Here is a 13,354-nt window from a genome sequence, read left to right on the forward strand (position 1 = left end):
GCTGAAGGAAGGCTTTTAGCTAGAATAGAGAGGTCGCAATTAATTACGACCTCTTTTCCTTTTAAAATTTTTACTATTGATTGTTGTAAAGGTGATGGTCCGACAGGAAATCAATAAGATTAGCATCGACCATCTCCTTATTCCTCATATAGAATTTTTCAGGATCTTCATAATCCTCGCCAGTGCCGTTAGGCTCCAGTAATATTTCGCGGGTAAACTGCTCACCGTTAATCTCAAATGTTACCTCTCTTTTTACAACTCTGTTCTCTTCTGTTGTAGCGCCCAAACTCACCAGGGTAATGTCATTTTCCTGAATTTCGATTTTCATAATGTTAATCTTTTAATGTTATAATTTTTCATTTTCCAGCATTTTCATAACTACCATTTCTTCTTTCGTAAGTCCGGATTTGCCATCGTTTACCTCAATTTCATCAAGCTCATCCAGATATTTTTTGATGGACTGATTTTCATAGAGATTAATAACCAGTGGATGTACATAATATTTTCTGCAAACATTGGGAGTGTTACCTAAACTGGCAGCCACTTTTTCCAATGCTTCCTTTATTTTAGACTTGTATGCCGAGCTACTTTCAGCTTCACCAATTTCCTTGAAAGCAATCAACGCGTTTACTGTGCCGGACCACGTCCGGAAATCCTTGGCTGTAAAATCATCGCCGCTGATTTCCTTAATGTATTCATTTATCATTCCGGAATCGACAGGGTGGCGTGTGCCTTCCTCATCATAAAACTGGAACAGTTCCTTCCCGGGAATGTCGCGGCAGTTCTGTACCGCTTTCGCCAGTCGGGAATTTTTAAGGTCGATATCATGATAGATTCCCTTTTTACCTTTAAATGAAAAGCTGATTTTCTGACCTTTAACACTAACATGCTTATCCTTAAGCGTCGTAAGGCCAAAGGAACCGTAAAGTTTTTCGTATACACTGTTGCCAATTCTAATGTTGGTCCTTTCCATTAAACTTACGACTACCGCCAGCACTTTCCTTTTCTCCAGTTTTCGGATGGCCAGATCTTTTTCTAATTGTAGTCTTATTTTCGGCAGTGCATAGGCGAACTGCAGCATGCGGTAAAATTTGGTGTGATTACGCAGTGCAGTCCACACAGGATGGTAGCGGTATTGCTTCCGTCTTTTTGCATCCACTCCGGTTGCCTGCAGATGTCCGTTTTCCAAAGCACAAATCCAAACATTTTCCCACGCAGGCGGAATCGCCAGTTTGCTAATCCGCTGGATTTGATCTGTGTCTGTAATTTTTTCGTCTCCTTTATAATACTGAAACTTTTTTCCCCAGCGACGGCGCTCAATTCCTTCTGATTCACTGTCTGTGGTATACACCAACTTTACGGCTTTGGCCGATTTCACAGGATCCTTCATAATCTTTACGATTTTGGACGGGCTTATCCTGCTAACGTCCTCCAGCGGGGAAATTTCTGTTTTCATTTTTTTTAGTGGATTAACCGTTCACAATTTCGCCCCCATTGGGGTGCAATACCTGACCGGTGATATAAGATGAATCTTCTGAAGCCAAAAACAGAAAACAGGTTGCCACTTCATTCGGCTCGCCAGCGCGTTTCATAGGTGTATCACTTCCAAATTCTGAGACTTGCTTTTTTGAAAACGTAGAAGCAATCAATGGTGTCCAGATCGGTCCCGGCGCAACAGCATTCACCCGGATTCCTTTTTCAGCAAGGTTGGACGAGAGACTGCGCGTGAAGGACAGAACGGCGCCTTTTGTTGCGGCATAATCCAATAAATGGTCGCTTCCACGATATGCGGTCACGGATGTGGTGTTTATAATGCTGCTTCCTTTCTTAAGGTGCTTCATGGAAAACTTTGTGAGCCAGAACAAGGAGAAAAAGTTGGAATGAAAGGTGGTCATCAACTGTTCGGTGCTGATCTCCTCCAAACTGGCGGCTTCCCAATGGTTTGCAGCATTGTTGATAAGGATATCTATCTTTCCGAATTTTGAAATAGCTTTGTCAATCACCTTCTGGCAATGATTTTCTTTACCTAGATCTCCTTTTATAAGCAGACATTGATGGCCCAATTCCTCAATTTCCTTTTTCGTTTGTTTTGCATCCACTGTTTCACTTAGATAAGGAATTACAATATCTGCACCCTCTGAAGCGAAAAGCAGGGCAGTAGCTTTCCCGATTCCACTGTCGCCGCCAGAAATTATGGCCACCTTGTTTTCAAGCTTAAGTGAGCTGGAAACAGGTGTACTGTCCGGTTTTGGAGTCATTTTCTGTTCCAGTCCGGGTTTTGGTTGCTTTTGCGGCGGCCGGACCTTGGTTTTAGCTTCTTTCTGCATAAAAATAAATTTTAGTTATTTTCTTGACCTGGTAAAGAGCCATAAAACAAGACCGATAACGCCTGCCACAAGAATGATACCCCACCACATGCCGGCTTCGAAAATGGTACCAATTGCTTCGCAGCCTGTTAATGTAAGAAGCGCGAATACAGCTAAACTTAAAAATGTGAATTTTTTCATAACAGTAATTTTTAATTGATTTAATATTTTCAATCCCATTAAACCCTTAACAGGTCGGGCCTCCAGTTTTTAATTGATTTTTTAATCTCCTTCGCAGAGGTTTTGTTTTTTACTGCATCTTCTAACAGTATTATGAACTCATCATCATAGGCAAATCGAAGGGCCGCCATCTGACCGAAACTCAGTAACTTTTCCACTTCATCAGATCTTTTACCATATATTTCAAAATACCGCTGTTTAAATTCCAGCCTTAGCAGTCTGTCCTGTATCGTGAGGGCGTAATGCTGCCGTAACATAATGGTGAGAAACAGAATCAGAAAGATTAATGTTGAAAACAGTATCCAAAGGATTTGGTTCTCGTCATCTGAAAAGACCTGCCAAATCCCGACACCCAGGTGGATGAGCAGCAGGGGCAATAAGATGAAGTGGTGCGGTGCGTAAAAGCGTATGTGATTAGAGTAGTTCTGCTTGTTCATATGATTTTCTCAGCAAAAATGTAACCAAATCACAGTATTGGAAGTTCCAGGGAGATTTGAAAGCTTGTTTAGGTTCCTTCCAACAGTGACAGTGCCTCCATCATATCAAAGCCTTTGCCTAAGACGGGTTTGAAGATGTCGCCTTTTTCCTCCATACGCTGCAGCGCATTCTCGATATTAAAATCTGTGGGTTTCAGTCCGGATTTCAGTTCATTCCACTCTATGGGCATGGATACAGGAGCACCGTTTTTAGGCCTCATACTGTATACACTGGCCAGCGTCTGTCCCCGGCGGTTTTGCAGATAATCCAGATAGATCTTCCCCTTATCGCGTTTCTGTAAGGCACGTTCCAAAGTAGTGAGGTCGGGCAGTTCCTGCTGAACCATCTGCATCATTATGTGTGCAAAATTTTTTATCTGTTCAAAAGAATACTGTGCACCTGCAGGAATGTATATGTGAATGCCCGAGCTACCCGAAGTTTTACAATAGCCTTCTACTTTAGCTTTGTCCATTATCTTTTTTACGGTCTGTGCGGTCAGGATCACATCCTCAAAAGTATTGTTTTCAGAAGGGTCGAGGTCCAGAACCAGGTAGTCAGGACTTTCTGTAGTTTCCACGCGGCTTGTCCACACATTGAGTTCTATGCAGCCAAGATTGTTCAGGTAAGCCATAGTAGCTTTATCATTACACAGAATATAGCTGATGAATTTATCTGTTGATTCCGAATGGACTTTTTGGGTTTTGATCCAGTCCGGGATGTCATCTGAGGCATCCTTCTGGTAAAAGCTCATACCATTAATCCCATTGGGAAAGCGGTTCATGGATTGCGGACGGTCTTTCAGATGTGGCAGGATATATTTGGCCACACTTTGATAGTAGGCTATAACATCACCTTTCGTTACGTGATCGTTTGGGAAATAGATCTTATTCTGGTTGGTAAGTTTCACCTCCTGATTGCCAAACTTTTTAAGCTGCTCATTTTCTCTTTTCATTAGTGTTTTCCTTAGTGATACGGGCGCAACTGTTTCTTCTTTAACATCATCATCATCATTTAAAAAATTCAGGTCACGTGGGTTCAGATCTTCGCGTAAGCGCAAAAAGACAGGGTGCCGGAAAATATGCTCACTGGTCAGTTCTGTAAATTTAATTTCGGCGATGAGTTCAGGTTTCAGCCAGGTAGCTTTACCGTTGGTTTTCGGAGTTTTGGTAAATGGACTTTTTTCAGTAATCAACGGCTCCATTTTGTTATAAAGATCATCTAAACCTTTATCGCTGAATCCCGTACCGGTGTGTCCGCAGAAAACCAGGTCTTCTCCGCTGTACCTTCCCAGAACGAGTGAGCCAAATTTTTTACGGCTGCCTTTTGGTGCAGTAAATCCGCAGATAAGCACCTCCTCAGTCTGCTGACTTTTAATTTTGAGCCAGTCGCCGTTTCTGGCACCCGGCACGTAAGTACTTTCTGCCCGTTTTGCAATCATACCTTCCAAGCCCATTTGTTCTACCATCGTGAAAAATTCTAATCCCTTTTCCGACACATGGTCGTGGTATTTTACAAAGTCTGTCTCGACCAATGCGTCCTTCAGCAGCTCCTTTCGTTGCAGCAGACTAAGATCTTCTGTGGAATGTCCGTTTAAATATAGAAGGTCAAATACCTGATAGATGACGTTCAGGTTTGGTTTTTCGCCGATGCGCTGTAACCACTGAAAATTGGGCTGGCCCCGGTCATCATATGCTACCAGCTCTCCATCCAGGATCATCTCATGTTGCTGAAATTTCAGGGAATTGCTTACTTTTTTGAATTTTTCGAGGTAGGAAAGACCGTTTCGGGAATAAAGCTGTACCTCCTTCCTTAGATCGGCTACAGCACGGTAGCCATCCCATTTTATTTCGAACACCCAATCCGGAGAGTTAAAGGGTTTGTCGGCAGTGCCGGCGAGCATCGGCGTGATGAATTTTGAGAGTTTCCTTTCGCTGCTCAGAGCAGGTGGATGGCTTCTGTAGCCAGATGTTTTTAATGGCCTAGGACTTACTTTTTTGCTTTTTTTTTTAATGCCAGATAGGCTGTGACTTTAGAATCGGGATCAGTATTTTCTTCTGCGTCATAATAGTCAGTGGCGAATTCATCACGGTGTTTTATAAGCAGCCACGGGTCTCCACTTTCGCTGCTTTTAATCTTTACAAGTGCAAATTCGCCTTTCAGTTTTTTGCCATGAAGGATGAACTTCAATGAACCCTGATGAAGTTCGGCCTGCATTAATATATCGTCCTTTTTACCTTTTACCTTATCCAGCGGTTCATAGGTTCCTTCGTCCCATATTTCAACCTCGCCGGCGCCGTAGTTTCCTTCTGGAATAGTGCCTTCGAAGGTGCGGTAAGCATATGGATGATCCTCAACCATCATGGCCAGACGTTTGTCTTCAGGATTTAAAGATGGCCCTTTGGGAACTGCCCAGGATTTTAGTACACCATCCATCTCCAGACGGAAGTCATAATGAAGCCTGCTGGCTGCATGGCGCTGTACGACAAATTTTAATTTGCCTTTACCACCTGCGGTTTTACCTTTAGGTTCGGCGGTCTGCTCAAAGTCTCTTTTCTTATTATATTCTTCTAATGGCATATTAAATTTATTTCAAAAACTCACTAACCTGCTTTGGCTTTTCCGGCTTCCAGACTGGCTTTCAGTTGAGCCATAAGGTCTGTGGCTTTAGCTGATACTTTTTCTTTGGTTTCAGGTTTTTTAACTTTTCCTTTGGCCTTCGCCTCAATGATTTTCATCAGATCATCATTGTAAGTGTTCTTATATTTTGCCGGGTCAAATTTGGTAGCACGCTGTTTAATGAGTGATTCAGCCATCTCAAGCTCGTCCGCCTGGGGATTTTTGCCGCCGGGAATCTTCAGATCTTCATAGCTCCGGAGTTCTTCAGGGTATCTCATCCGGTTAACCATCAGAATTTTATCTTCATATGGTCTTACGAGGCATAAAATTTCTTTTTCGCGCAGAATAAAAGTACCGATTCCGGCCATCTTTGTTTTAAGTAACGCCTTCAAAAGCAGTTTGTAAGCTTCTTCACCGTTTTTTTGAGGTTCAAGGAAGTAGGACGCCTCAAAGTAGGCACTGTCGATTTCATTCATATTGACAAACTGCTTTATGTTAAGCAATTTTGATTTTTCCGGATTTACTTCTTCAAAATCTTCTTTGGTGAGTACAACGTAGTTGCCCTCCAGTTTGTATCCTTTTACAATATTGTCCCATTTCACTTCTTTGCCGGTACTGGCGTTAACCCTTTTAAAGTTAATGTTGGAAAGGTCGTCCTTGTCCAGCATATCCAGATCAAGATTACTTTCTCCTGTGGCTGAATAAAGTTTGATGGGAATATTAACCAGTCCGAAGCCGATTGCACCATTCCAAATTGCTCTCATAATTCCAGATTTACCTTCGCTACATCAAAAATGTGTCCAATTACAGACGAAGTTTTTACCTTTGAATAAATGTGCATCTATGAGAATCGCGACCTATAATGTGAACGGAGTGAACGGCCGGCTGCCTGTAATACTGAGGTGGCTTAAGGAAACCAAGCCTGATGTTGCCTGTTTACAGGAGTTGAAAGCTCCACAGGAAAAATTCCCGGCAGCGGACTTTCTGGCGGCTGGATATCAGGCCGTATGGCTGGGACAGAAAAGCTGGAATGGCGTGGCGGTACTTTCGCGGATAGGCATGCCGGAAATTTCCCGGACCGGGTTGCCGGGTGAACCCGAAGATGAGGCCAGCCGTTATTTGGAGGTGAAGATCAAAGATTTAATCATTGCCTGCCTCTACCTTCCAAACGGAAATCCTGTACCCGGACCCAAGTTTGACTATAAAATGCGTTGGTTTGAACGTCTGGACGCTCATGCCGAAATGCTGATTACCTCTAATAAGAAAGTAATACTGGCCGGTGACTTCAATGTGATGCCCACCGAAAAAGATGTCTATAAACCTGAAAAATTTGCGAAAGATGCTTTATTCCTTCCCGAAGTTCGTGATGCATTTAAAAATCTCGTAGGGCAGGGCTGGACCGATGGTCTTAGGCATCTTTACCCGGATGAAACCATCTATACTTTTTGGGATTATTTCAGAAAGGCTTACGAGCGCAATGCCGGCATGCGGATAGATCATTTCCTGCTCTCCAGCGAAGTTCTGCCACAGCTGAAAGGTGCCGGCGTGGACAAGGACGTGCGCGGCTGGGACAAATCCAGTGACCATGCGCCTGTATGGATTGAACTGGATTAAATTAGTTTGCTCCCGGTTTACAAGCTTATTATCTTCAGTTGATTGCGAAAATTTCAATAATCCTGGATATGGTACTGTAAAAAATAGGATGCTTAACATTGTTTAGACTGAAGTTGCTTATTCAAACGCAAATTAATTTGAGGGGTGAAAATACCGCCAATTCTTTTATAGGTGATGTCCCAGGACGTTGGAATACAGTGTGGAATTGTGAATATTAGCTTAGGTTTCCACCGGGTTGCCGAGTGTGTTACAGAGACTACCCCGTCAATCGCACCTCCGGTGGATTGCCACCCCTCCGGAGGAGGGGGATTTCCACAAAATATCTCTGCCCTCCGCGCTGTCAGCATATTGAGTAGCGGCGGAAATTCAGTTCTGCAGAGGGAGTGTTTCATGTTTTTAACGTTTGGACGAAGCTGATAATTGCGGGAGCAAATATCGGCATGGGACGCTGGTGAGAATCATTTGTCCGTCTTTTGGTTGGATTGCCAATTATGGATTGCCAGTACAGCAATCTGTAACTGGTGACAAATTTCATTTACAATCCTGTACTGATTTTCAGTAACTTTAGGATAAAGAAAAAAAAATCACCATGTCACTGCAAATTCCAGAGAACCTTACCGGCCTGAATGAAGATGAAGTAGAGCAATCGCGTCAGACCAGTGGGCATAACCGAATGACAGCACCTCCGAAAAGCAACTGGTGGAAGCTGCTGACGGAAATTTTAAAAGAGCCTATGCTTATCCTGCTTATGGTCATCTCTGTGATTTATCTTTCAGTAGGGAATTACGGAGAGGCTCTGTTTATGATAGTCGCCCTAATTTTGGTCTCCGGTATCTCTTTTTACCAGGACAGCCGAAGTAAAAAAGCACTCGAAGCCCTGGAGAAACTCAATGAACCTTTAAGCAAAGTAATACGGAAATCAACGGTTGTACAAATTCCGACACATGAAATTGTAGTGGGCGACCTTTGCATTACATCGGAAGGTCAAATGATCAATGCGGACGGTCGCATAGTTTACAGCAATGATTTCACTGTGAACGAAGCTTCACTGACTGGCGAAAGCTTTGCAGTCTCAAAAGGAAGTGGCCAGGAAGACTCTTATGTTTACAGCGGTACGGTAGCAGTTTCCGGTATTTCTGTTTTTGAAGTGGAAGCTGTGGGTGTAAATACCAGGATTGGCAAAATAGGAGATTCGATGACTGGTATTATTGAACAGAAGTCGCCATTGCAGTTGCAAATAGAGAGGTTTGTAAAAGGTATGTCGGTTTTGGGTGTTGTTGTATTTCTATTGGTATGCGCTGTGAACTGGTATTACACACGAAATTTTGCAGAATCACTGTTGAATGGTCTTACGCTCGCGATGTCTATTTTGCCGGAGGAAATTCCGGTAGCTTTTACAACATTTATGGCCTTGGGAGCCTGGAAACTGATGCAGCAGGGTATCATCATCAAAAAAAGCAGTGTAGTTGAAACAATGGGCAGTACCACTGTAATCTGTACTGACAAAACAGGAACCATTACCGAAAATTCAATGCATCTGAAGGCGGTATATAATTATAAAAATAACCGGACCTATGAAGAAGTGGAATTTGATGTGCCTGAGCTGGCCGAAATAATCAGTTACGCCATGTGGAGTAGTGAGCCAATGCCTTTTGACCCGATGGAAAAGACGCTTCACAAGATCTATGCTGATACTCAGGTTGAGGATTTGCGGAATGAATACATAATGATACATGAATATCCGCTGGAGGGTCATCCTCCTATGATGACCCATGTGTTCCAAAACAGTTCCGGATCAAGGTTTATTGCTGCAAAAGGGGCGCCGGAAGCGATTGCGCAGGTTTCGGAGCTGTCGCCAGCCCAACGCTTGACAGTAAGAAGCTATATCGATGATTTCGGTAAAAAGGGCTATCGGCTGTTAGGGGTAGCACGGTCGCACTTTACCGGAGTTAACTTTCCGGAAAAACAACAGGATTTACCGTTTGAATTTCTGGGATTCGTCGTGTTTCACGATCCACCTAAAAAAGGTATCCGTGAGGTTTTTAAACAGATTAATGAAGCCGGAATAGAGGTTAAAGTGATTACTGGTGACAATGCGCAGACCGCCCGTACCATTGCGGCACAGTCCGGAATAATAGGATACAGCAAAATGGTTAGCGGTGAAGAGATTGCATCTATGAGTGAGCAGGAGCTCAGGAAAACCGTCAGGGATAAAGTTCTCTTTGCAAGAATGTTCCCCGATGCCAAACTCGCCGTAGTAAATGCGCTTAAGAAGAACGGTGAGGTGGTAGCCATGCTGGGCGACGGAGTTAATGACGGTCCAGCGCTTAAGGCTGCACATATAGGTGTGGCAATGGGAATAAAAGGAACAGAAATGGCCAAGGCTGCAGCTTCGCTGGTCCTTACCGATGATGATCTGGGCAAACTGCTTACAGGAATCGCCGCCGGCCGCCGGATATACAGCAATCTCAAGAAAGCGGTTCAGTATATTATTTCCATTCATATTCCCATTATCGTTGCAGTTTCACTGCCGCTGTTTCTGGGATGGGCATTTCCGCAGATTTTCACGCCTGTTCACGTTATTTTCCTCGAGCTGGTCATGGGTCCGACATGTTCCATCGTTTACGAAAATGAGCCAATGGAGAAAGACACAATGTCACGTAACCCCAGGCCGTTATCAGAAACTTTTCTCACATGGAGAGAACTGAGTTTGAGTATAATTCAGGGACTGGTAATCAGTGCGGGTATTCTGTTTGTATATCAACTGAGCTATAGAGATGGTGGAGGAGAGGAGACTGTGCGAACAATGGTCTTCACGACACTTATTTTTGCTAATATTTTATTGAGTCTTGCAAACCGTTCCTTTCATTATTCAATTTTTGAAAGTTTCCGAAACAGGAACATCCTTTTGGCATATGTTATCGGGACTACAATTCTCCTTCTAGCTGCCATGCTTTATGTTGATGAGGTCAGATCTTTTTTTCAACTTTCCCAGTTGAATTTCGCACAGTTGCTAACCGCTTTTGGGGTGGCAGCAGTTTCGGTTCTTTGGTTTGAAGTGTATAAGTTAGTCAAGCGGTTCAGGTTAATTACCGCCAACTAAGGGTCCCTCAGATCTGTACTCTGATCTTTAGGTAGGCATCCAATTAAAAACGCCTACCAAATCGGTAAGCGTTCGAATTCAGTAAAATTATTGTTTTATTCAAGGCCTCCCTTTCGGGTTGGTTCGCGAACTTCCGGCCATTTCATCGGCTGACCTGTCCTTTCATCAACCGGCAGGTTTATTTTCTCGCCGGAAGATTTCTCCGGATCCTCACTGGCCATATAGGTTAGGATGGCAATCAGCGCTACATTACTTTTCACATCGTCAAAAACAATTTTATCATAGGTGTCTCGGTTTGTATGCCAGGTGTAATTTCCATAACTCCAGTTCAGTGATCCCAGCATAAAGGCTGGTACGCCCGCCGCTACAAAAGATGCGTGATCTGATCCGCCCGCACCTGGAGTACCCGGAAAAGTTGTTTTAATGTCCCTGGTCAGTTCTTTTGGAACTGCATTAAGCCAACGGTTTAAATAATCATACGAATGAAGGAATCCCTGTCCGCTGATGTTCGCAACACGTCCCGTCCCGTTGTCTTGATTGAACAGCGCCTGAATTTTCGGCATTTGATCTTGATGAGCAGAGACGTAGGCTCGGGAACCATTGAGTCCCTGTTCCTCGCTACCCCAAAGGCCAACGACAATTGTTCTCTTTGGATTGGGATAAACTTTTTTAAGGATTCTGGCTACTTCCATCATCGTTATGGTTCCCGTACCGTTGTCGGTGGCGCCGGTGCCACCGTCCCAGGAATCCAGGTGCGCAGAAAGTATAATATATTCATCCGGTTTTTCGGTACCTTTTATCTCGGCTACGGTGTTAAAGGTGGGCGCCATACCTCTGTCTTTTGAATTTGCCTGTATTTTCACTTTGGGGGTGGTTCCGTGCTGAATCATTCTGAAGAGCTGACCGTAGTCCTCCAGGGAAACATCTATCACCGGAATCTTTTTTGTACCTGCCGAGAAGATTTTATTAACTCCAAACCCACGGGACCAGTTGGACGAAATAATACCTGCGGCTCCGGCATCCTCCAGTTTTTTGTTCATGGTTCGGGAAGTTTCCCCAATTATCTTCATAGAGTTTTGCCAGCGCTCTGAGGCGGTGCTAGCCTCCTTTCTCATCTTTTCGTAGGACTCCGGTGTTGCAAATTCTTTCCAGTTGTAATCAGGACGGCCGGACGGTTGATATTGCGATACCATCACCAGTTTTCCTTTCACCTTTGGCAGCCATGAGTTAAATTCTTCCTTACTGCTGAACTCAGGAAGCATTACCACATCTGCTGTAACACCCTTTGATGGTGTGGCGGGACTGAATGCCAGCTGCATACCTTCCAGTGACTTGGCGTAAGGATATACCATCTCAATGTTCGATGTGCCTCTCTCCCAGGATTTCCACTCGCCCCACTGCTCATTTCTTGCCTCGATGCCCCATTTTTTAAACTGGTTTACTGCCCAGTCGTGGGACTGCTGCATTTTAGGACTACCTACAAGACGTGGCCCGATTCCGTCTAATAATTCATAGGCCAGCCGCTCCAGTTGTGAATCATTATACGTTTCTGTCATAATGGAGTTGATTGTAGTTTCCCGTGTCGTTTGCGACCAGGTAAAGCTGCAGCTCAGTGCTGCAGAAATCAGCATGATCTTACTGTAGTTCTTCATAAATTTAATTTGAAATGCTGAAGATAATCATTTTACTCAGCAGTACAAAAGTGAGCAGAAGGGTGCGGTTGGTACTTTGAAAGATGCCTGCCAGAAAAAAAGCTCCCGGAGGAGCTTCTTGTTTATTTCTTGATCAGTTTGGAGGTCTTAATTCCTTCGTCTGTGTGAATTTTTACCAGGTAAGTTCCCGGAGCCAGCATCCGTGCATCGTACCGATCGGCACCTAGATATTCTTTTACCAGTCGTCCGGACATATCAGTTAGGGAAACTGTTACTTTCTGACGGTTTGTCTGTGCCGGGAGACTCACGGTAAAGAAGTCCGTTGTTGGATTAGGAAACACCTTCACACGGTTATCGTATTGAAGTACTTCATTTGTTCCCAAAACGGAATACGTAATGATGAATGGAAGGTCCTGAGGGTAATCCGGTGCCGCAGCAGGATTACCGGCATCAACCATAGGCGCCCAGGTTCCTGTATTTTGGAGTGCATTGTCCGTAGGCAGCCCGCGTATGCCCACTGTAGTCACGGGTGGTGTCCATACTGTAGCGATCGAGGCCTGATCTTCCATCTGAAATTGCATCCAATAGGTGCCCGATGATAAGGTAACCGGCGTGGTGGTATTTACCCGCCATATTTTTCTCGTGGTTCCTACAGGGTTTACAGCCGTGGGGTACGCTGAATTAAAAACACGGTACATTAATGCGTCCTGCGCACTGGCAAAGCGGTTAGTAGTATCATCACCAAAAACGACGGTTGGACTTCCAACATTAGGAGCGCCATTAAGTATCTTAACTGTGGCTTTCATTCCGGGCGGCGTACTACCCACATAACCGGTGACATAAGCAAACAATGCAATGGACGTGATGCTCCACGATTGACCGGCTGGTACAACGAAATCATCCGCGCAGAAATTGTTGGTTAAAGTGCCTACCTTCTGGCAACCAAATCCGGAGTTGGTGTTGGATTCCGTGGTATTACCGGTATTGTTCTGAGCCTCAGACCAGGTATAACCGGCGGGAGCTGCCACTCCGGATTTTGAGGTTGGTCCCGTGCTCAGGGGGCCGTTGTTGTACTGGCTCCATAAGAGAGTGGGGAGCAGAGCTGCAAAAGTTAATAATTGTTTTTTCATAATGTGCTGATTTTTTGTGTTGTAAACTCAAAGTTATAATAAAAATATTATCAATTAGCAAGATCATTAGGAAAAATTATAAAAATATATGTAATACAATTATGGATGTTTTTACTTCTTCCCTGTAGAGCGCAGCGTAAGGTAATAGGGCAATTCCTTCACATGTGGCTACAGTAACTTGTAAATGAATTCCATTTTTTATGTATTTTTATGCAA

At 44.0% G+C, this 13,354-nt stretch carries 12 protein-coding genes; 2 read left to right on the top strand and 10 right to left on the bottom strand.

Features of this window, described 5'->3' with window-relative positions:
• Positions 1-73 precede the first annotated feature (73 nt).
• From H1R16_RS00490 to ku, 8 genes are all read right to left on the bottom strand, one after another.
• Positions 74-328, bottom strand: a complete 255-nt coding sequence (locus H1R16_RS00490; RefSeq protein ID WP_181886186.1) for a hypothetical protein — start codon at positions 326-328, stop codon at positions 74-76.
• A gap of 18 nt (positions 329-346) precedes the next feature.
• Positions 347-1,456 carry a DNA topoisomerase IB gene (locus H1R16_RS00495; protein ID WP_181886185.1) on the bottom strand — a complete coding sequence of 370 codons (1,110 nt, stop codon included), beginning with the start codon at positions 1,454-1,456 and terminating at the stop codon, positions 347-349.
• A 13-nt stretch (positions 1,457-1,469) separates the two neighbouring features.
• Positions 1,470-2,327 carry an SDR family oxidoreductase gene (locus H1R16_RS00500; RefSeq protein WP_181886184.1) on the bottom strand — a complete coding sequence of 286 codons (858 nt, stop codon included), beginning with the start codon at positions 2,325-2,327 and terminating at the stop codon, positions 1,470-1,472.
• Positions 2,328-2,342: 15 nt separating this feature from the next.
• Positions 2,343-2,507 (bottom strand): phosphatidate cytidylyltransferase, encoded by a 165-nt coding sequence (locus H1R16_RS00505; RefSeq protein WP_181886183.1) that lies wholly within the window; start codon positions 2,505-2,507, stop codon positions 2,343-2,345.
• 38 nt (positions 2,508-2,545) lie between these two features.
• On the bottom strand, positions 2,546-2,983 hold the full coding sequence (locus H1R16_RS00510; RefSeq protein ID WP_181886182.1) for a DUF6526 family protein: 438 nt from the start codon (positions 2,981-2,983) through the stop codon (positions 2,546-2,548).
• A 68-nt stretch (positions 2,984-3,051) separates the two neighbouring features.
• On the bottom strand, positions 3,052-4,923 hold the full coding sequence (ligD, locus tag H1R16_RS00515) for a DNA ligase D (protein WP_181886181.1): 1,872 nt from the start codon (positions 4,921-4,923) through the stop codon (positions 3,052-3,054).
• 86 nt (positions 4,924-5,009) lie between these two features.
• A complete protein-coding gene (locus tag H1R16_RS00520; protein WP_181886180.1) occupies positions 5,010-5,600 on the bottom strand; it encodes a DNA polymerase ligase N-terminal domain-containing protein in 591 nt (196 codons plus the stop codon).
• 23 nt (positions 5,601-5,623) lie between these two features.
• Positions 5,624-6,403, bottom strand: coding sequence for a non-homologous end joining protein Ku (ku, locus tag H1R16_RS00525; RefSeq protein WP_181886179.1), 780 nt, complete (start codon positions 6,401-6,403; stop codon positions 5,624-5,626).
• A 79-nt stretch (positions 6,404-6,482) separates the two neighbouring features.
• Between ku and xth the strand changes: the two genes are divergently transcribed.
• Both xth and H1R16_RS00535 read left to right on the top strand, forming a co-directional pair.
• The gene (xth, locus tag H1R16_RS00530) at positions 6,483-7,253 is read left to right on the top strand and encodes an exodeoxyribonuclease III (RefSeq protein ID WP_181886178.1); all 771 of its coding nucleotides are present in this window, start codon (positions 6,483-6,485) and stop codon (positions 7,251-7,253) included.
• Between the two features lie 589 nt (positions 7,254-7,842).
• A complete protein-coding gene (locus H1R16_RS00535; RefSeq protein ID WP_181886177.1) occupies positions 7,843-10,356 on the top strand; it encodes a cation-translocating P-type ATPase in 2,514 nt (837 codons plus the stop codon).
• Positions 10,357-10,451: 95 nt separating this feature from the next.
• On the opposite strand, the gene H1R16_RS00540 is transcribed toward H1R16_RS00535, so the two are convergent.
• Positions 10,452-12,008, bottom strand: a complete 1,557-nt coding sequence (locus H1R16_RS00540; protein WP_181886176.1) for a M20/M25/M40 family metallo-hydrolase — start codon at positions 12,006-12,008, stop codon at positions 10,452-10,454.
• Between the two features lie 122 nt (positions 12,009-12,130).
• Positions 12,131-13,138, bottom strand: a complete 1,008-nt coding sequence (locus tag H1R16_RS00545) for a T9SS type A sorting domain-containing protein (RefSeq protein ID WP_181886175.1) — start codon at positions 13,136-13,138, stop codon at positions 12,131-12,133.
• Positions 13,139-13,354 lie beyond the last annotated feature (216 nt).

Origin of the sequence: Marnyiella aurantia, from assembly GCF_014041915.1 — a bacterium.
Lineage (GTDB): Bacteria > Bacteroidota > Bacteroidia > Flavobacteriales > Weeksellaceae > Marnyiella > Marnyiella aurantia.

Excerpts from the sequence above, each read along its gene's own strand:
- H1R16_RS00520 (WP_181886180.1), bottom strand. The coding sequence starts at position 5,600 with ATGCCATTAGAAGAATATAATAAGAAAAGAGACTTTGAGCAGACCGCC.
- H1R16_RS00540 (WP_181886176.1), bottom strand. The coding sequence starts at position 12,008 with ATGAAGAACTACAGTAAGATCATGCTGATTTCTGCAGCACTGAGCTGC.
- H1R16_RS00510 (WP_181886182.1), bottom strand. The coding sequence starts at position 2,983 with ATGAACAAGCAGAACTACTCTAATCACATACGCTTTTACGCACCGCAC.
- xth (WP_181886178.1), top strand. The coding sequence starts at position 6,483 with ATGAGAATCGCGACCTATAATGTGAACGGAGTGAACGGCCGGCTGCCT.
- ligD (WP_181886181.1), bottom strand. The coding sequence starts at position 4,923 with ATGCTCGCCGGCACTGCCGACAAACCCTTTAACTCTCCGGATTGGGTG.
- H1R16_RS00500 (WP_181886184.1), bottom strand. The coding sequence starts at position 2,327 with ATGCAGAAAGAAGCTAAAACCAAGGTCCGGCCGCCGCAAAAGCAACCA.
- H1R16_RS00505 (WP_181886183.1), bottom strand. The coding sequence starts at position 2,507 with ATGAAAAAATTCACATTTTTAAGTTTAGCTGTATTCGCGCTTCTTACA.
- ku (WP_181886179.1), bottom strand. The coding sequence starts at position 6,403 with ATGAGAGCAATTTGGAATGGTGCAATCGGCTTCGGACTGGTTAATATT.
- H1R16_RS00535 (WP_181886177.1), top strand. The coding sequence starts at position 7,843 with ATGTCACTGCAAATTCCAGAGAACCTTACCGGCCTGAATGAAGATGAA.
- H1R16_RS00545 (WP_181886175.1), bottom strand. The coding sequence starts at position 13,138 with ATGAAAAAACAATTATTAACTTTTGCAGCTCTGCTCCCCACTCTCTTA.
- H1R16_RS00490 (WP_181886186.1), bottom strand. The coding sequence starts at position 328 with ATGAAAATCGAAATTCAGGAAAATGACATTACCCTGGTGAGTTTGGGC.
- H1R16_RS00495 (WP_181886185.1), bottom strand. The coding sequence starts at position 1,456 with ATGAAAACAGAAATTTCCCCGCTGGAGGACGTTAGCAGGATAAGCCCG.